Below are 17,309 nucleotides of genomic sequence, written 5' to 3' on the forward strand. Positions count from 1 at the left end.
CGTTCTGCCGCAAGCGGGCAGTGGGTCAGGCATCACCAGGTGTCGATGAAGCGTCCACCGCCTTCGCGCACCCGCGCCGATGCCAGCCCGCGGGCGATCCACGAGCGCGTCTCGGCCGGATCGATCACGGCGTCGATCTCCAGCGTCGTCGCCATGTTGAGCGCACCGCCGGACTCGTACTGCCTGGCCACCAGCTCGCGATAGAGCGCTTCGCGCTGTTCACCCGGCGCGGCGGCTTCGAGCTCCTTGCGATAGCCCAGGCGCACCGCGCCCTCCAGGCCCATGGCGCCGAACTCGCCGGTCGGCCACGCGACGATGAAGTCCGGCGAATGAAAGCCGCCCGCCGTCATGCCCATCGCGCCCAGCCCGTAGCCCTTGCGCAGCACCACGCTGAAGCAGGGCACGCGCAGCGCACCGGCGGTGACGAACAGGCGCGACACATGGCGCACCTGTGCGGTCTTCTCGGTCTCGGGGCCGACCATGAAGCCGGGCGTGTCGACCAGGCTCACGATGGGCAGGGCGTGCGCGTTGCACAGCTGCATGAAGCGCGCGGCCTTGTCGGCCGCGTCGGCGTCGATGGCGCCGCCCAGGTGTCCCGGGTTGTTGGCGAGCATGCCCACGGGACGCCCTTCGATGCGCGCCAGCGCGGTGACCATGCCGGGCCCGAATCCCGAGCGCAGCTCGAGCAGCGAGCCGGTATCGACCAGCCCGTGCAGCACGCGCTGCACGTCGTACACGCGCAGGCGGTTCTCCGGCACTGCGTCGCGCAAGTCCTTCTGGTCGGCGCACTCCCATTGCCGCAGTGGCCCCTGGAAGAACGACAGGTAGTGCCTGGCCGCGGCGACCGCCTGTGCCTCGTCTTCCACCAGCACGTCGATCACGCCGTTGGCCGACTGCACCGGCGCGGGCCCGATGGCGTCCGCCTTGAACACGCCCAGCCCGCCGCCTTCGATCATCGCCGGACCGCCCATGCCGATGTTGGCGTCGCGAGTGGCGATGATCACGTCGCAGCAGCCCAGCAGCGCCGCATTCCCGGCGAAGCAGCGGCCGGCCGCGATGCCGATCACCGGCACCTGGCCCGACAGCCTTGCGAAGCTGGCGAAGGTGGTGACATGCAGGCCCGCGACGATCGGCATGTCGGTGTCGCCCGGACGGCCGCCGCCGCCTTCGGCGAACAGCACGACGGGAAGCCGGTTCTGCAGCGCGACGCCCAGCAGGCGGTCGGTCTTCTGGTGATTGCGCAGGCCCTGCGTTCCCGCCAGCACCGTCGCGTCGTAGGCCATCACCACCGCGCGCGAGCGCTGCGCATCGAAGTGCTCGCCGTTGATGCTGCCGATGCCCGTGACGATGCCATCGGCTGGTGTGTTGCGCATCAGGTCGTCGGCACTGCGGCGGCTGCGCTGCGCCGCCACCGCCAGCGCGCCGTACTCGCTGAAGCTGCCGGCGTCGCAGAGGTCGGCGATGTTCTCGCGCGCCGTGCGCAGGCCGAGCGCATGCCGCTTGGCCACTGCTTCCGGCCGCGCCGCGTCCAGCGTGTGAGCGTGCCGCTCGATCACGCGTTGCAGATCGCCGCGGATGCCCGGCGCAGCGCCTTTGGCCGGCGCGACGGCTGCCGCGGCCTCGTCGTCCAGCGGCTCCAGCAGCAGCAGCGGTTCGCCTTCGGCCAGCGTGTCGCCCGGCAGCGCATGCAGCTCGAGCACACGCGCCGCGTTGTGCGCGAGCAGCTCATGCTCCATCTTCATCGCCTCCATCACCGCGAGCTGCGCGCCCGCGGGCACCACGTCGCCCACCGCCACTGCCATGTGCACCAGCCGGCCGGTCATCGGCGCACGAACGGCGCGCAGGTGAGGCGCCGGCTCGTCGAGCGGAGCGCCGGCGGGCGTCTCGCCGTGTTCGTACTCGCGTGCCGCCGCCAGCAGTGCCGGCAAGTGGTCCTCGACGAAACGCGTGTGCACGGCGTGGCCGCCAAGCTCGCTGCGCGCGGCGAGCGCACGCAGCAGCGGCAGGTTGGTGGCGACGCCTTCGATGGCGCATTCCGCCAGCGCTCGGTTCGAGCGGCGCAGTGCGTCGGCGAACGAGGGTCCGTGCGCATGCACGATCAGCTTGGCGAGCAGCGTGTCGTAGTGCGGCGAGATGGCCGTGCCGGCCCGGCCGTGGGTGTCGACGCGCACGCCGGGACCTGCGGGCAGCTCGAACCGGGTCGGCGTGCCGGTGGACGGCCGCGCCTGTCCCTGCGCGTCCAGCGTTTCGGCATTGATGCGCCACTGGATCGCATGGCCGCGCGGCGGCGGCGGATGGTCCGGGTCCAGGCCGAGCTCGGCCAGCGAACGACCCGCCGCGACGCCGATCTGCAGCTGGACCAGGTCCAGGCCGGTCACTTCCTCGGTCACCGTGTGCTCCACCTGCAGGCGCGCATTGGCCTCGATGAAGGCGAATGGCAGCTCGGCCGAGTGCTGGTCGACCAGGAATTCGAAGGTGCCCAGGCTGCGGTAGCGCAAGGCGTCGGCCATCGCGAGCGCAGCGTGCACGAGGCGCTCGCGCAGCGGCGGCGGCAGGCCGGGGCAGGGTGCGACCTCCACCAGCTTCTGGAACCGTCGCTGCAGCGAGCATTCGCGCTCGCCGAGGCTCATCACCCGCTCGCCGTCGCCGAGCACCTGCACCTCGACGTGGCGCGCGCGGGCCATCAGGCGCTCGACGTACACGCCTTCGACGCCGAAGCTGCGGGCTTCGGACACGCAGCGCGCATACGCCTCGCCGAGGTCGTGCTCATGCAGCACCGCGCGCATGCCCCGTCCGCCGCCGCCGCCCAGGGCCTTGACCATCACGCCGGCGCCTCCTTGCGCCGCGAAGAAGGCCCGCGCCTCGTCCAGGCTCACCGCCTGCGCGCTGCCCGGCAGCAGCGGCACGCCGCACTGCAGGGCGAGGGCGCGGGCGCGGGCCTTGTCGCCCAACAGCGCGAGCTGCTCGACAGTCGGGCCGATGAACACGAGGCCGGCGTCGGCACAGGCCTGCGCGAAGTCCACACGTTCGCTGAGGAACCCGTAGCCGGGATGCACCGCGTCGCAGCCGGTGGCTCGTGCGGCGGCCACCAGCTGGCCGATGTCGAGGTAGGCCGCCGGGCCGCTGCCGGCGAGCGCGACGGCCTCGCCTGCCGTGCCCAGGTGCGCGAGCTGCGCGTCGTCGGCACTGTGGACGGCCACGCTCTGCAGGCCCATGTCGGCGGCGGCGCGCGCGATCCTTAGTGCGATCTCGCCTCGATTGGCGATGAGGACGCGCCTCGGCATCAGCCGAAGGGCCGCAGCAGGCGGCGCAAAGTTTCGGGCGGAGACTGCTGGCGCATCGCGGGGTCCCTGTGGCTCGATGGGCATCGATCTTGCCACCACGGCGTGGTGGAATAGGCCGCCCTGGTGCGGCGTATACCGCCACGTCGCCCGCGCCGGCGGCCCTCTCGTACGAGCCACAACCAGCCAACAAGGAGATGAACATGTCCCAGTGGATTCGATGGTCGCTACGCACTTTGTGGATCGGCATCCCGATCGCCATCGCGGCCTGTGCCGCGCCAGGCGGAGGCGCCGGTGGCGGAAGCGGCGGGGGCGGCGGCAGCATGAGCTTCTTCATCACCAGCGTCGGCCTCGGCAAGGGAGCCGACCTCGGCGGGCTGAGCGGCGCGGACGCCCACTGCCAGGCCCTGGCGTCGGCCGCCGGCTCCAGCGGCAAGACCTGGCGCGCCTACCTGAGCACGCAGGGCAAGGACGGCGTGCCCACCGTCAACGCCCGCGACCGCATCGGCAAGGGCCCGTGGCACAACGCCAAGGGCGAGCTGGTCGCGCGCGACGTCGACCAGCTCCACGGCGCGAACAACATCACCAAGCAGACGGCGCTGAACGAAAAGGGCCTGCCCGTCGAGGGCCGCTCCGACACGCCCAACCGGCACGACATCCTGACCGGCTCGCGCGCCGACGGCACGGCGTTCTCGCCCAACGACACGGACATGACCTGCGGCAACTGGACGCGCAGCGGCACCGAGGGTGTTGCCATGGTGGGTCACCACGACCGCACGGGCCCGACGAGCGACCCGTGGGCCACGTCGTGGAACTCGTCGCACCAGTCGCGCGGCGGATGCAGCCAGCAGGCGCTGCGCGGCACCGGTGGCGACGGGCTGCTGTACTGCTTCGCCGCGAACTGATCCGCGCGGCGCTCGGGTGCGCCTATACCGCCCGGTACCAGGCCACCCCGTTCTCGTCGATGTCGCGCCGGGCCTCTCCCCGATGCATGAGGTGGTTCAGGCAGGCGAGGCTCTCGCCTGTCGCCATGCCCAGCAGCGGGACATCGGCCTCGCCGATGCTGCGCGCGAACAGCGCCGAGAACACGTCGACCGCGCGCTTCGGCTCGGCCAATGCGCGCCGCAGCCGCTGCAGCGACAGCTCCTGCCCGCGCGCCAGCGCGTCGATGCGCATGTGCAGGCCGCGGAAGCATTCGTTGTGCGCCGGCAGCACCAGCACGTCGTCGGGGACTTCGCGCTTGAGCTTGGCCAGCGAGGCAAGCCAGTCGGCCATCGGGTCGGCATCGGGTTCGATGGGGTACACCGACACGTTCGACGAGATGCGCGGCAGGACCTGGTCGCCGGAGATGAGCACCTTCAGGTCCGGGCAGTGCAGGCAGGCGTGCTCGGGTGAATGACCGTTGCCCACGATGATGCGCCACGCATTCGCGCCGATCTGCACGGTCTCGCCGTCGCGCAGCCGCCTGTAGCTGTCGGGCAGCGCATGGATGTGCTTGCCGAAGTTGCCGAAGCGCACGCGGTAGCTCTCGATCGCCGCCTCGCCCCAGCCCGCACGCCGGTAGAAGGCGATGCCGTCGGGCGGCGCCTCGCGGCCGGTGTCGGACACGGTGACCCGGCAGGTGAGGTACTCGAGCCGTGTCATCCACAGGCGCACGCCGAACTTGCGCGTGAGCCAGCCCGCCATGCCGATGTGGTCGGGATGCATGTGCGTGACGAAGACGCGCGTCAGCGGGCGCTGGTCGGGCGCGTGGGCGAACAGCTCTCGCCATGCGGCCGCGGTGTCGCCCGTGCTGACGCCTGTGTCGACGATGGCCCAGCCGGCGCCGTCGTCGAGCACCCAGAGGTTGATGTGGTTCAGCGCATACGGCAGCGGCATGCGGATCCAGTGCACGCCGGGCGCCACCTCGAGGGTTTGTCCGCGCGGGGGCGGCGCCTCGAACGGATAGACGAGCGCCGGCTTGCGCCCCGTGTCGGTGTCCTCGAGTCCGTCGGCTGTCATCTGCTGCTCCTGGTCCGTTGAGGATGATAGGCGCCGCCTGAACCTGTAAGGGCTTACAACTTGCCGTGCACGAGGGCGCCGGCATGATCGCCTCAGATGTCCATACCACCCCGCTGTCTGCGCGCCGCATTCACTTCCATACTCCTCGCCTTCGCCGGCGCCGGCCATGCTCAGGACACGGCGCTGTCCCGGCTGCGCGACATGAGCCTCGAGGAGCTCAGCGACCTCGTGATCACCTCGGTGTCCAAGCGCGCCGAGCCGCTGTCGCAAGCGCCGGCGTCGGTGTTCGTCATCACCGCCGATGACATCCGGCGCGCCGGAGCGACCACATTGCCCGAGGCGCTTCGCCTGGCGCCCGGGCTGCAGGTGTCGCGCGACAGCGCCACCGGCTACGTGATCAGCGCACGCGGCTTCAACGCGCCGAATTCGAACAAGCTGCTGGTGCTGATCGACGGGCGCTCTGTGTACACGCCGCTGTTCTCCGGGGTGTTCTGGGACGTGCAGGACGTGATGCTCGAGGACGTCGAGCGTATCGAGGTGATCAGCGGGCCGGGCGGCACGCTGTGGGGCGCCAATGCGGTCAACGGCGTCATCAACGTCATCACGCAGCGGGCAGCGCAGACACAGGGTGCGCTGGTCTCGCTGGGCGCCGGCGAGCGCGAAAGCCAGGCCGCGGCACGCTACGGGGCGGCCCTCGGCGCGCAGGGTCACTTGCGCGTCTACGCGCGCCACCTGGCGCGCAAACACACACGCATGCCCGACGGCAGCGCACGCGACGACGCGGCCGAGCAGACGCAGCTGGGCCTGCGCGCCGATGCCCAGCGCGGGCGCGATCGCTTCACCGCCCTCGGCAACGTGTACGACGGCAGCATCGGCCAGCCGGCGCCGGGCACCTTCTTCACCGGCACGCCGCTGGCCCTGGCCGACGTTTCCGTGTCGGGTGCCCACCTGCTGGCGCGCTGGGAACGCTCCCTCGACGACGGGGCCAACGTCAGCGCGCAGGCCTACTACGACCACACCCGGCGGGTCATCCCGCCGACGCTGGGCGAGGAGCTTGACATCGTCGACCTGCAGTTCCAGCACGGCCTGCGGCCGATCGGGCGGCATGCCCTGGTGTGGGGGGCGCAGTACCGTGCGAGCCGCGACCGGGTGAGCAACAGCACCGTGATCGCCTTCCTGCCGGCGTCCCTGCAGCAGCACTGGAGCAGCCTGTTCGCCCAGGACGAGATCCGGCTTGGCGACACGCTGCACCTCACGCTGGGCGCGCGCCTCGAACGCAACGACTACACCGGCAGCGAGTTCCTGCCCAACGCGCGGCTGGCCTGGCAGGCGGGCCGCGATCAGCTGGTATGGACAGCCCTGTCGCGCACCGTGCGCGCGCCTTCGCGACTGGACCGCGACATCTTCGCCCCCGGCGAGCCGCCTTTCGTGCTGGGCGGCGGGCCGGACTTCCGCTCCGAGCGCGCCCATGTCTTCGAGCTCGGCTGGCGCGGCCAGCCCACGCCGAACAGCTCGTTGTCCGCCACCGTCTTTCGTGCCGACTACGACCGGCTGCGCACGCTCGAGCTCGCGCCGCCCGGCAGTGCCGGCGTGGTCGCCTACGAGAACCGGATGAGCGGCCGAACGCACGGCATCGAGATGTGGGGCAGCTGGCAGGCGACGCGTGAACTGCGTCTGAGTGCCGGCTACACCCAGCTGCACAAGCGGCTGCAGCTCGAGAGCTTCAGCCTGGACCTCGACGGGGCGCGGCTCGCCGAGGGCAGCGATCCGCGGCATCGCTGGATGCTGCGTGCGTCCTTCAATCCGTCGGGCAACACGGAGGTGGACGGCGTGCTGCGCCATGTCTCGTCGATGTCCAACCCGGCGGTGGAGTCCTATTCCGCGCTCGACCTGCGCTTCGCCTGGCGCGTGCGGCCCGGGCTGGAGCTGTCGCTCACGGCGCAGAACCTGCTGGACCGCCATGTCGAGTACCAGCTGATCGCGCCCTACAGCAGCGAGTTCGGACGCAGCCTGTTCCTCAAGGCGGTGGCGCAGTTCTGAGGTTCAGCACTCCCTCTGCGCCGCGGGAGAGGGCTGGGGTGAGGAGCGCTTCGTCGCGTTTATCCGATGGCGGCGACGGCGCCCCGCGCCTAGAGTTGCTGGACCTCACGAGGAGTGCGCCATGAAGAAGCTTCTGCTGACCCTGGGATTGGCCGCTTGCGCCGGACTGGCCTGGGCCCACAACTGCCCCAACGAGATGAAGGCGATAGACGCCAAGCTCGCCGCCGCCGACGCGAAGCTGAGCGAAGCCGATGCCGCCAAGGTGAAGCAGCTGCGCGCCGAAGGCGAGGCCGCGCACAAGGCGGGCAAGCACGACGAGTCGATGAAGAAGCTGGGAGAGGCGAAGACGATCCTCGGCATCTAGGCGGTCAGCGGGTCGGCCTCGACACGTCGCGCCAGAGCAGCATGTCGATGAGCCTGCGCGAGGCGCCGTCGTAGAAGCCCTGCGCCGGGCGCTCGCCCCCGGGCGGGTTGCGGAAGGTGCCGAACACCATGTCCCACAGCGGCAGGTCCGCGTAGTTGTGGGCGTGAACGCCGCGTGCGTGGTGCACGGCGTGGCTTTCGGGCCGCTGGATCAGCCAGCCCAGCCATCGCGGCGTTCGCACGTTCGCGTGCTGGAACACGGCCGCGAAGGTGAGGAAGGCAGTGGCCAGCGCGCCAGCCTCGGGACTCAACCCCAGCAGCGGGAAGAGGACCAGGCTCGACCAGGTGACGAACAGGGCGGCGTCGACCGGATGCAGGAAGTACGCGCCCCATGCATCGAGCGATTCCGCGCTGTGGTGCATCTGGTGCCCGAGCCGCCACAGCCAGTCGAAACGGTGCGCGCTGCGGTGGTAGACGTAGTGCACGAGCTCGTAGACGAGCACGCCGAGCGCAGCGCCGGCGACCGTGCCCAGGCCGGAGCTGTCGAAGAGGCTGTAGCCCGCAAGCAGGCCGGCCCAGAGCTGGCCGACCGCCAGCGAGAGGACGAAGTTGAAGGCGGTGACGCCGAGGGCGCGCACGCGCCAGCCTCGGGCCTCGGGCGGGCGGTGAGCCCGGTAGGCGAGGTCGAGCAGCAGGAACGCGGGCAGCAGGGACAGCGTGAGGATCTCGAGCCAGGACATGGTGGTCTCCATCGATGCGATGGGACGACCATAAGAGGCAGGCGTCCGCTGAGCGTCCCCTGAGCGGCCCGATCAACCGTGCCGGTCGATGAAGCGCTCGATCGCACGCAGCACGGCGTCCGCGTCGCCGTGCCACCACCAGTGATCCTCTCCCGGCAGCAACTCCAGCTCGGCGCCCGCGATCCGCGCGGCCAGGTAGCGCCCCGCGCCTTCGCGCACGATCCGGTCGCCCTGGCGCTGGATCACCAGGGTCGGCATGCGCAGCGTCGGCAGCTTGTCGCGCACGTCCATGTCGCGAAACGCATGCAGGATCGCGTCGATGCCGTTCTGCGAGGAGGCGCTGCGCAGCATGCGGGTCCACCACGCCTGCACCTGCAGGTCGCCGGCGGCCGAAGGTGCGAAAGCCTCGATGCTGGTCGCGCCGCCCCAACCCGCCCGCAGCTTGACGAGCCAGCGCTCGAACTGCTCCTCGTTCATCGCCCAGGGGTAGTCGGGCGCCCAGCTGCCGCGCGCGTTGCTCCCGTAGAGCACCAGGCCGGCGACGCGCTCGGGCATGGCCGCGGCCGCTTCCACCGCCACCGTGCCGCCGAGCGATGCGCCGAAGAGCCATGCGCGTGCCGCGCCCAGGCTGTCGAGAACCGCCGCCATGTCCTCGACGGCGGAGTCGATCGTGGGCTCGACGCCGACCCGCTCGGACAAGCCCATGCCGCGGCGGTCGAGCATGACGACGCGGTAGCGCTCGGCGAGCCGTTCGAAGCAGCGGCGCACACGCGGCTCGTCGAACGCCACTTCGATGTGCGACAGGAGTCCCGGCACGATGACGAGGGGGACGTCGCCCCGACCACTCGCCACATGCGCCACCGCACCGTCGCGGGTCTGCGCGAAGCGGATGTCCGGCAGCGCACGGGCGACGACGTCGGCTTGCCGGGCGCGGCCGGTGGCGATGGCATACGCGGCTTCGAGCGCAGGCGAGGGCGGCACGCCGAACTCGGCGCGCAGCAGCTCGGCGCAGCGGAAGTACGCGGCCTCGACGCCGGCAGTGTCGCCGCGACGGGCGAGGGCGCCGATGAGCGCTGCGTGGCCGGCCTCGGCCAGCGGGTCGAGCGCGATCAGCCGCTGCGCGGCCTCGATCGCCAGCGTCGCGTCGCCCGCGTGCGCCTGCTGCTGCGCCAGGCGCTCCAGCGCGCGGGCGAGAAGCCTTCGATGCTCGGCGCGCCGCGGCTCGAGCCAGCCGTCGAACACATCCGAGCCGATCCCGAAGCCGTCGAGCAGTCCATCCGCGTCGGGCGCCAGCAGGACGTCCAGGCCTGGCACGCCGGCACCCGACAGCAGCGCCTGCGCCGCGGCACGCACGCGCTGCACGTCGGAGTCGACGTGCACGCGCGCTGTGTCCAGCCACAGGGCATCGGCATCGCCGGCGATCAGCTCGGCGCCGCAGACGGCCTGCACCTGGTGCACCAGCCGGCGCAGGCGCGTGCGGCCGACGGCCGGGCCCGCATCCGGCCACAGCAGCGCTGCCAGCTGCGCGCGCGACACCTTGCGCGAGAGCTCGGCGAGGTGGGCCAGCAACGCGAGGCCGCGCTTGAGCTTGAGCGGCGCCTCGACGCCGTCGACGCGGACGGCGGGGTAGGCGTGCAGGCGGAGGTCGAGGCGATGAAGAACGCTGGGCGTGCGCATGTCGGCAGGACCGAAAGCGATGCCTTCACCTTACCGCACGACGCTGAACACCCGAGGTCGCCCGCTGGGAAAAACTCGCCTGCGATGCGAACATCCAGGCCGACTGAATTCCGCCGGAGCCCGCGCCATGTCCGAGTCCGATTCGAAGTCAGGCATGCGCAAGGGCCTGACGAGCTACGGCGACGAAGGCTTCTCGCTGTTCCTGCGCAAGGCCTTCATCAAGGGCGCGGGCTACACCGATGGCGCGCTCGACCGCCCGGTGATCGGCATCGCGGGCACCGGCAGCGCCTACAACCCCTGCCACGGCAATGCGCCGCAGCTCCTCGAGGCGGTGCGCCGCGGCGTCATGCTGGCCGGCGGCCTGCCGATGGAATTCCCGACCATCTCGGTGCACGAGAGCTTCGCCGCGCCGACCAGCATGGTGCTGCGCAACCTGATGGCGATGGACACCGAGGAGATGATCCGCGCGCAGCCCATGGATGCGGTGGTGCTCCTCGGCGGCTGCGACAAGACCGTGCCGGCGCAACTGATGGGCGCGGCATCGGCCGGCATCCCGGCGATCCAGCTGATCACCGGCTCCATGCTGACCGGATCGCACCGGGGCGAGCGCGTGGGGGCCTGCACCGACTGCCGCCGCTATTGGGCGAAGTTCCGCGCCGGCGAGATCGATGCGCAGGAGACGGCAGCGGTCAACGACCAGCTGGTCGCCAGTGTCGGCACCTGCTCGGTGATGGGCACGGCGAGCACGATGGCCTGCATCGCCGAAGCGCTGGGCATGACGGTGCCAGGCGGCGCCTCGCCGCCGGCGGTCACCGCCGACCGCATCCGCGTGGCCGAGGAGACCGGCGCGCAGGCGGTGCGCATCGCGCGCGAGCGGGTGACCATCGACAAGGTCCTCACGCCCGATGCCTTCGAGAACGCCATGCGGGTGCTGCTGGCGATCGGCGGCTCCACCAACGGCGTCGTGCACCTGACCGCCATCGCCGGCCGCATGGGCCTGGAAGTCGACCTGCATGCGCTCGACCGCATGGGCCGCGAGACGCCGGTGCTGCTCGATCTCAAGCCCTCGGGGCGCCACTACATGGAGGACTTCCATCGCGCCGGCGGCATGGCGACGCTGCTGCGCGAGCTCAAGCCGCTGCTGAAGCTCGATGCGCCCACCGTGATGGGCCGCACGCTGGGCGAGCTGATCGAGTCGGCCGGTCCGGCCTTCGAGCAGGACGTGGTGCGTCCCCTCGCGCATCCGATCTATCCGCAAGGCGGCATTGCGGTCCTCTGGGGCAACCTCGCGCCGGGCGGCGCCATCATCAAGCAGTCCGCGGCCGACCCCGCGCTGATGGAGCACGAGGGCCGCGCGGTGGTGTTCGAGAACGCCGAGGATCTCGCCGCGCGCATCGATGCCGACGATCTCGACGTGGCGCCCGGCGACGTCCTGGTGCTCAAGAACATCGGCCCCAAGGGCGCACCCGGCATGCCGGAGGCCGGCTACCTCCCGATTCCCCGCAAGCTGGCCCGCGCCGGCGTGAAGGACATGGTGCGCCTGTCCGACGGTCGCATGAGCGGCACCGCCTTCGGAACCGTCGTGCTGCATGTGACGCCGGAGGCGGCAGTGGGCGGCCCGCTGGCGCATGTGCGCAGCGGTGACCGCATCCGCCTCAGCGTGGCGCGTCGCGAGCTGAGCCTGGTGGTGCCGGACGACGAGATGGCGCGGCGTGCGCGACAGGCGCGATCGGCCGTGCCCACGGCCGATCGCGGCTATCGCAAGCTGTTCCTGCAGACGGTGACCCAGGCGGACCAGGGGGTGGATTTCGACTTCCTGCGCGCCGCTCGATTCATCGGCAAAGTGCCCCGTTCTTGATCACGAGGAGCCCCATGAGCGCAGAACCCGTGCCCCTGCCCGAATCCGCGACGCGCGCCTTGCAGGGCGTGACGACCGCGACCGTGACCACCGTGCTGCTGAAGAAGGGCCTGCGCAATGTGTGGCTGCGCGGCGCACTGCCGCTCGCGCCGGGCCAGCCGCGGCTGGTGGGACGCGCCTTCACGCTGCGCTTCGTGCCGGCCCGCGAAGACCTCGCGACGCCGGCCTCGTGGGCTTCGCCGATCTCCACCCGTGCCGCCATCGAAGCGATGCCGCCCGGCTGCATCGCCGTGGTCGGCGCGATGGGTGTGACGGATGCCGGCATCTTCGGCGACATCCTGTGCGCGCGCATGAAGCGGCGTGGCGTGGCCGGCCTGGTGACGGACGGCGTCGTGCGCGACCTGGCCGGCGTGCTCGGCACGGGCCTGCCGGTGTGGTGCCAGGGGACGGCGGCACCGCCTTCGGTCGCGGGCCTGACCTTCGTCGGCTGGCAGGAGCCCGTCGGCTGCGGCGGCGTGGCCGTGTTTCCCAACGACGTGATCGTCGTCGACCAGGACGGTGCGGTCCTCATTCCGGCGGCGCTGCTCGACGAGGTCGTCGCCGCGTCGGTGGAGCAGGAGCGCCTGGAGGAGTGGATCATGGGCGAGGTCGCCGCCGGCGCGGAATTGCCAGGGCTGTATCCGCCGAACGAGGAGAACAAGGCGCGCTACGAGGCATGGGTTCGAAGCCGCGAAGTCCCCTCTCCCGCTCGCGGAAGAGCGCCAGGGTGAGCGCGACACACCCTCAACCCGACCCTCTCCCGCGAGCGGAGCGTCGGCATCCAGTTCCGGGAGATCCATCCATGCCGCTCACCGCCGACGCCAAGGGCGTCTACCCGATCGCACCGACGCCGTTCTTCGACGACGGCTCCATCGACACCGCCTCCATCGATCGCCTGGTCGACTTCTACCAGGCCTGCGGCTGTACCGGCATCACGGTGCTGGGCCAGCTGGGCGAGGCGCCCAAGCTGGAGCATTCGGAGGCGGTCGACATCGCGGCGCGCGTGGTCCGGCGCGCCGGCGCGCTGCCGGTGATCGTCGGCGTGTCGGCTCCCGGCTTCGCCGCGATGAGGGCACTGGCGCATGACGTGATGGAGCAGGGGGCCGCGGGCGTGATGATCGCGCCGCCGAACACGCTGCGCACCGATGACCAGATCGTCGGCTACTACCGCCAGGCGGCCACGTCCATCGGCGCGGACGTGCCGTTCGTGCTGCAGGACTATCCGCTCACCTTCTCGGTCCAGATCTCGCCGGGCGTGATCCGCCGCATCGTCCAGGATGTGCCGTCCTGCGTGATGCTCAAGCACGAGGACTGGCCCGGGCTGGAGAAGATCTCGGCGCTGCGCGGCTTCGAGCGCGAGGGCTCCATGCGCCACATCGCCATCCTGTGCGGCAACGGCGGCCTGTTCCTCGACTTCGAGATGGCGCGCGGCGCCGACGGCGCGAACACCGGCTACTGCTTTCCCGACATGCTCTGCGACGTCGTTCGCCTATGCGGCGCCGGCCGTCGCGACGAGGCGCACGACCTCTTCGACGCCCACCTGCCGTTGCTGCGCTACGAGCAGCAGCCCGGCGTCGGACTGGCGGTGCGCAAGTACGTGATGGCGCGGCGCGGGCTGCTCACGAGCGCGGCGCAGCGCAATCCGGCCACGCCCCTGTCGGGCGCAGCGCGGGCCGAGGTGGATTTCCTGCTGGAGCGGTTGGCGAAGAAGGATCCGCGGGCGCAGTGGGATTCACCCTCTCCCTAGGAGTTGGGGTGCCGGTGTGTATCGAAAGGAATAGGCTGGTCGTTGCGCCCGCGCCGGTCGGCGCAGGCCATTCGAACACATCACCTGAGGGGAAACCCATGCGCTCCCACGCCACCCCGGCGCCGGCCTTCGGCTGCGCGCGAATCTCGATTGCCGCCGCGGCGCTGATCCTCGGCGGCTGCCTCGCCACCACGCCCGAGATCGGCGGGGGCTCGAAGACCGCCGTCACCGGCGCTGCGGGCGGCGCCACGGCCGAGAACGCCAACAGCAGCATCGAGCGCTGCGACCAGTCGCTCGGCACGCTGGGCGTCGTGGAGGACCAGAACGCGCCGTGGTATCACCAGCTGCGCAGCTACAAGCTCGGCTCCACCGTGCCGGTGATCCGCATGATGATCCAGCAGAGCAACTGCTTCGTGATCGTCGAACGCGGCGGCGCCATGCAGAACATGCGCGTCGAGCGTGACCTCGAGAAGACCGGCGAGATGCGCTCCGGCAGCAACTTCCAGAAGGGCCAGATGGTCGCGGCCGACTACACGATGAGCCCCAGCATCCAGTTCAGCCAGAACACCGGCGGCGGCCGCGCGGGCCTGGCCGGTTTCCTGCCGGGTGCCTTCGCCGCGGTCGCGGGCAGCATGAAGACCAACGAGGCCTCGACCACGCTGATCATGATCGACAACCGCTCCGGCGTTCAGCTCGCGGCCGCCGAGGGCAGCGCGAAGAACATGGACTTCAACCTGATGGGCGCGATGTTCGGCGGCGGCGCGGGCGGCGGTGCCGGCGGCTACAGCAACACGCCCGAAGGCAAGATCATCATCGCGGCCTTCGCCGACTCGTACAACCAGCTCGTGCGTGCGGTGCGCAACTACAAGGCCCAGACGGTCAAGGGCGGCCTGGGCACCGGCGGGACGCTCGGCGTGTCGGGCGGGTCCACGCCGGCATCGAAGGAAGTGAGCACGAAGAAAAAGCAATAGGAGCCGGCAGGCTCCTATCGATCGGCCGGTGGGGGTAGCCGCATTCACGGCGTGCGGCTCCCACCGAGGCGTCAGAACAGGTCCGCCCAGTCGAACTTGACGAAGTCGAGCCCCGGCCCGCCGTGGTTCTTGTCCTTTCCAGGCCCGCCGTCGAGATAGTCGCGGCCGGGCCCGCCGTCGAGATGGTCGCGGTTCTTGCCGCCGAGCAGGATGTCGTCGCCGCAGCCGCCCTTCAGGTGGTCACGGCCCTTGCCGCCGGCGATCACGTCGTCGCCGCATCCGCCGTCGAGGCAGTCGTTGCCGTCGCGGCCGAGCATGATGTCGTCGCCGCAACCACCCTTGAACTTGTCGTCGCCACCGCCGCCGATCATCACGTCGTCGCCGCATCCGCCGTCGGCGGTGATGTCGGCCTTGACGTCGCTGTCGACCACGAGCGTGTCGTCGCCGCCGCCGAGCTTGAAGTTGGTGTTTTCCAGCTCCTGCTTGGTCATGTACTGGACCTGCCCGTTGACGTTCACCTCGTACAGGCCGAGCGCGCCCAGCAGGCCGTCGGCCTTCGAGATGTGGACGGTGTCGTCGCCGTTGGTGCCGTGGACGGTGTTGGTGGGGGGAAAGCAGGCGGGCGAGCAGCCGCCATGGATCGGATTCATGGTGTGTTCTCCAATGCAGTTGATGGGGTGAAGCGGCGCGGCGGGAGCCGCATCGCTGATCTGCATTGAAGGCGCTGCGCCGCGGCGCGCCTAGACGGGACGCGTGCTAGCTGGGGACGATCCGATCGGTGACGACCGCAGCGCGGACCGCGCTCAGCGCCGTCGGGCCGATGCGCCGAACAGCTGGTCGAACAGCTCGCCGGGGATGGTGTCGGTCACGTCCTTCGAGTCGAGCCCATCGGCCAGCTCGAACGACGACAGCAGCCAGCCCGGGTCAGGCGGCGTCATGGGCACGGGGCGAGGCGGCGCGACGACGGCATCCGGATCGATGTATTCGCCCAGCGGCGCCGCCGCGGTGACGCGCCACACCGTGCGGCGCTGCCCTTCACGCATGCTGACCTTGGCCATGTCGATACCCCCCGACGAACTGCTTGCCGGTGAAAAGTCTCGCGTCGGGCGGCGTCTGTTGCAAGGCGGGATCCCCTGAGTCATCCCTTCACTCCCAAGTTCTTGGGGGGCGCCGGCGGGCTTGGGAGGCGTCCAGACCGTGAAGAAGTTGACGAATCGGCCCCCGGGTGGGTCCGCCGGCGCGCATTTCCTTGAACCGGCCTGCGGCCGGAACCGCACTCAGGGCATCCGCAGTTCCCGCATTTCAAGGAGGCGACATGAATTTCGTCGAACGTGATGAAGGCGACTTCCGCATCTATGCCGGCGCCATCGAGGCGCGGCGCACCGACGGCTACTCGGCCGCCGTGGTCGTCCAGCGCGTGCGCGGCGTCGACGTCCCCGTCGAGACCTTCCGCGACGAGAGCCTGTGCGGCGGCTACGCCTGGCCGACCGCCGAAGCCGCGCTGAGCTTCGCGCTGCGCAAGGCCACCGCCGCAATCCACGCCGTCCCGCGCCGGGCTCCGGCGCCCCTGCCCGAGGTGGCCCGCGTCGCGGCAGCCGCCGGGCGCAGCGTCGGCCGCAGGCCGCTGCGCGTCGAAAGCCAGCTGCAGGCCGTGGCGATGTGAGGCTCGGCGACGCGGGGAGGCATTCCGTTTCGCCCTGACGTATCGAAGGGCCCGCTCAGCTCGCAGCAGGGCTTCGAACCCTCAGCCCGAACGGAGGTGAAGCTTGGCGACGCAGACCAGCCGGTTCATCCCCCCAGCACCCGCCGCAGCGCCTCGATCACCACCCCCGTGCGTCCCAGCAGATCGTCCTGCAGCAGCCGCACCATCGTCGCCAGCTGGATCCAGATGATCCAGGTCGCCGCGATCGCCTTCAGCGACATCGACAGCGAGAACACGTTGAGCTGCTGCGCGAAGCGGTTGACCAGGCCGAGCACGCCCTCGACGACGTACAGCAGCACCAGCGCCGGCGCGGCGACCAGCAGCGTGAGGGTCATGATGCGGCCGAATTCGCTTTCGAAAAGACGCATCCCGCTGCCCGCCAGCGACAGCGCACCCGAGCGCACCGGCCACAGCGCATAGCTCTCGAGCAGCGCGCCCACCATGAGCATGAAGCCGCCGCCGGCCATGAACACCCAGCTCGCCAGCCGCGCGAAGAAGGCGCCGTTCAGCGAGGTCTGATGGCCCGACAGCGGGTCCATCACCTGGGCTTGCGTCGTGCCGACCTTGTTGTCGATGACCTGGCCGGCGGCCTCGAAGGCCCACATGACGCCGGAGTACAGGAAGCCGATGGCGCCGCCGATGAAGGCTTCCTTGGCGAACAGCGTGATCCACTGCCAGCTCGTCAGCACCAGCGGCGGCGCCGACGGCTGCATGGCCAGCGCGAGCAGCGCGATGGACATGAACATCGCGTTGCGCACCAGGGCAGGAATGAGTTCCGAGGTGAACAGCGGCACCAGCAGGAAGGCCACCGCCACGCGGGTCGCCGACAAGCCCAGCAGCAGTGCCGTGTCGCCCAACGGACCGACGATGCCCAGCGCTTCCATGCCGCG

Annotated in this window: 15 protein-coding genes; 8 read left to right on the forward strand and 7 right to left on the reverse strand. The window is 70.7% G+C overall.

Going from position 1 to position 17,309, the window contains the following annotated elements; genetic code table 11:
* Positions 1–32: 32 nt before the first annotated feature.
* On the reverse strand, positions 33–3,284 hold the full coding sequence (locus P7V53_RS13900; protein WP_280156063.1) for a carboxyl transferase domain-containing protein: 3,252 nt from the start codon (positions 3,282–3,284) through the stop codon (positions 33–35).
* Between the two features lie 200 nt (positions 3,285–3,484).
* Here P7V53_RS13900 and P7V53_RS13905 point away from each other — a divergent pair, with 200 nt between their 5' ends.
* Positions 3,485–4,186: a hypothetical protein gene (locus tag P7V53_RS13905; RefSeq protein ID WP_280156064.1), complete on the forward strand. Its 702-nt coding sequence runs from the start codon at positions 3,485–3,487 to the stop codon at positions 4,184–4,186.
* A gap of 22 nt (positions 4,187–4,208) precedes the next feature.
* Here the strand turns inward: P7V53_RS13905 and P7V53_RS13910 are convergent, their stop codons facing one another.
* Complete coding sequence (locus P7V53_RS13910) at positions 4,209–5,282, reverse strand: MBL fold metallo-hydrolase (RefSeq protein ID WP_280156065.1); 1,074 nt, start codon at positions 5,280–5,282, stop codon at positions 4,209–4,211.
* Between the two features lie 96 nt (positions 5,283–5,378).
* Here P7V53_RS13910 and P7V53_RS13915 point away from each other — a divergent pair, with 96 nt between their 5' ends.
* Positions 5,379–7,322 carry a TonB-dependent receptor gene (locus P7V53_RS13915; RefSeq protein WP_280156066.1) on the forward strand — a complete coding sequence of 648 codons (1,944 nt, stop codon included), beginning with the start codon at positions 5,379–5,381 and terminating at the stop codon, positions 7,320–7,322.
* Positions 7,323–7,443: 121 nt separating this feature from the next.
* On the forward strand, positions 7,444–7,686 hold the full coding sequence (locus tag P7V53_RS13920; protein WP_280156067.1) for a hypothetical protein: 243 nt from the start codon (positions 7,444–7,446) through the stop codon (positions 7,684–7,686).
* Positions 7,687–7,690: 4 nt separating this feature from the next.
* Here P7V53_RS13920 and P7V53_RS13925 read toward each other — a convergent pair whose 3' ends face one another.
* Both P7V53_RS13925 and P7V53_RS13930 read right to left on the reverse strand, forming a co-directional pair.
* A complete protein-coding gene (locus P7V53_RS13925; protein ID WP_280156068.1) occupies positions 7,691–8,425 on the reverse strand; it encodes a sterol desaturase family protein in 735 nt (244 codons plus the stop codon).
* 72 nt (positions 8,426–8,497) lie between these two features.
* The gene (locus tag P7V53_RS13930) at positions 8,498–10,102 is read right to left on the reverse strand and encodes an alpha/beta hydrolase (protein ID WP_280156069.1); all 1,605 of its coding nucleotides are present in this window, start codon (positions 10,100–10,102) and stop codon (positions 8,498–8,500) included.
* A 127-nt stretch (positions 10,103–10,229) separates the two neighbouring features.
* On the opposite strand from P7V53_RS13930, the gene P7V53_RS13935 reads away from it, so the two are divergent.
* The 4 genes from P7V53_RS13935 (at position 10,230) to P7V53_RS13950 (ending at position 14,717) form a co-directional block, all read left to right on the forward strand.
* Positions 10,230–11,960: an IlvD/Edd family dehydratase gene (locus P7V53_RS13935; protein ID WP_280156070.1), complete on the forward strand. Its 1,731-nt coding sequence runs from the start codon at positions 10,230–10,232 to the stop codon at positions 11,958–11,960.
* Between the two features lie 14 nt (positions 11,961–11,974).
* Positions 11,975–12,730 carry a ribonuclease activity regulator RraA gene (locus P7V53_RS13940; RefSeq protein WP_280156071.1) on the forward strand — a complete coding sequence of 252 codons (756 nt, stop codon included), beginning with the start codon at positions 11,975–11,977 and terminating at the stop codon, positions 12,728–12,730.
* A 71-nt stretch (positions 12,731–12,801) separates the two neighbouring features.
* Entirely contained in the window at positions 12,802–13,746 is a 945-nt protein-coding gene (locus P7V53_RS13945) for a dihydrodipicolinate synthase family protein (protein ID WP_280156072.1), read from the forward strand.
* Between the two features lie 98 nt (positions 13,747–13,844).
* Positions 13,845–14,717 (forward strand): CsgG/HfaB family protein, encoded by an 873-nt coding sequence (locus P7V53_RS13950; RefSeq protein WP_280156073.1) that lies wholly within the window; start codon positions 13,845–13,847, stop codon positions 14,715–14,717.
* Between the two features lie 71 nt (positions 14,718–14,788).
* On the opposite strand, the gene P7V53_RS13955 is transcribed toward P7V53_RS13950, so the two are convergent.
* The gene (locus P7V53_RS13955; RefSeq protein WP_280156074.1) at positions 14,789–15,367 is read right to left on the reverse strand and encodes a hypothetical protein; all 579 of its coding nucleotides are present in this window, start codon (positions 15,365–15,367) and stop codon (positions 14,789–14,791) included.
* 153 nt (positions 15,368–15,520) lie between these two features.
* Positions 15,521–15,775, reverse strand: a complete 255-nt coding sequence (locus tag P7V53_RS13960; protein ID WP_280156075.1) for a hypothetical protein — start codon at positions 15,773–15,775, stop codon at positions 15,521–15,523.
* Between the two features lie 257 nt (positions 15,776–16,032).
* On the opposite strand from P7V53_RS13960, the gene P7V53_RS13965 reads away from it, so the two are divergent.
* On the forward strand, positions 16,033–16,380 hold the full coding sequence (locus P7V53_RS13965) for a hypothetical protein (RefSeq protein ID WP_280156076.1): 348 nt from the start codon (positions 16,033–16,035) through the stop codon (positions 16,378–16,380).
* A 125-nt stretch (positions 16,381–16,505) separates the two neighbouring features.
* On the opposite strand, the gene sctT is transcribed toward P7V53_RS13965, so the two are convergent.
* Positions 16,506–17,303 carry a type III secretion system export apparatus subunit SctT gene (gene sctT / locus P7V53_RS13970; RefSeq protein WP_280156077.1) on the reverse strand — a complete coding sequence of 266 codons (798 nt, stop codon included), beginning with the start codon at positions 17,301–17,303 and terminating at the stop codon, positions 16,506–16,508.
* Positions 17,304–17,309 lie beyond the last annotated feature (6 nt).

The organism is Piscinibacter sp. XHJ-5, from assembly GCF_029855045.1.
Lineage (GTDB): Bacteria > Pseudomonadota > Gammaproteobacteria > Burkholderiales > Burkholderiaceae_C > Albitalea.

Excerpts from the sequence above, each read along its gene's own strand:
- P7V53_RS13960 (WP_280156075.1), bottom strand. The coding sequence starts at position 15,775 with ATGGCCAAGGTCAGCATGCGTGAAGGGCAGCGCCGCACGGTGTGGCGC.
- P7V53_RS13955 (WP_280156074.1), bottom strand. The coding sequence starts at position 15,367 with ATGAATCCGATCCATGGCGGCTGCTCGCCCGCCTGCTTTCCCCCCACC.
- P7V53_RS13925 (WP_280156068.1), bottom strand. The coding sequence starts at position 8,425 with ATGTCCTGGCTCGAGATCCTCACGCTGTCCCTGCTGCCCGCGTTCCTG.
- sctT (WP_280156077.1), bottom strand. The coding sequence starts at position 17,303 with ATGGAAGCGCTGGGCATCGTCGGTCCGTTGGGCGACACGGCACTGCTG.
- P7V53_RS13920 (WP_280156067.1), top strand. The coding sequence starts at position 7,444 with ATGAAGAAGCTTCTGCTGACCCTGGGATTGGCCGCTTGCGCCGGACTG.
- P7V53_RS13965 (WP_280156076.1), top strand. The coding sequence starts at position 16,033 with ATGAATTTCGTCGAACGTGATGAAGGCGACTTCCGCATCTATGCCGGC.
- P7V53_RS13945 (WP_280156072.1), top strand. The coding sequence starts at position 12,802 with ATGCCGCTCACCGCCGACGCCAAGGGCGTCTACCCGATCGCACCGACG.
- P7V53_RS13935 (WP_280156070.1), top strand. The coding sequence starts at position 10,230 with ATGTCCGAGTCCGATTCGAAGTCAGGCATGCGCAAGGGCCTGACGAGC.
- P7V53_RS13905 (WP_280156064.1), top strand. The coding sequence starts at position 3,485 with ATGTCCCAGTGGATTCGATGGTCGCTACGCACTTTGTGGATCGGCATC.
- P7V53_RS13910 (WP_280156065.1), bottom strand. The coding sequence starts at position 5,282 with ATGACAGCCGACGGACTCGAGGACACCGACACGGGGCGCAAGCCGGCG.
- P7V53_RS13900 (WP_280156063.1), bottom strand. The coding sequence starts at position 3,284 with ATGCCGAGGCGCGTCCTCATCGCCAATCGAGGCGAGATCGCACTAAGG.
- P7V53_RS13930 (WP_280156069.1), bottom strand. The coding sequence starts at position 10,102 with ATGCGCACGCCCAGCGTTCTTCATCGCCTCGACCTCCGCCTGCACGCC.
- P7V53_RS13940 (WP_280156071.1), top strand. The coding sequence starts at position 11,975 with ATGAGCGCAGAACCCGTGCCCCTGCCCGAATCCGCGACGCGCGCCTTG.
- P7V53_RS13950 (WP_280156073.1), top strand. The coding sequence starts at position 13,845 with ATGCGCTCCCACGCCACCCCGGCGCCGGCCTTCGGCTGCGCGCGAATC.
- P7V53_RS13915 (WP_280156066.1), top strand. The coding sequence starts at position 5,379 with ATGTCCATACCACCCCGCTGTCTGCGCGCCGCATTCACTTCCATACTC.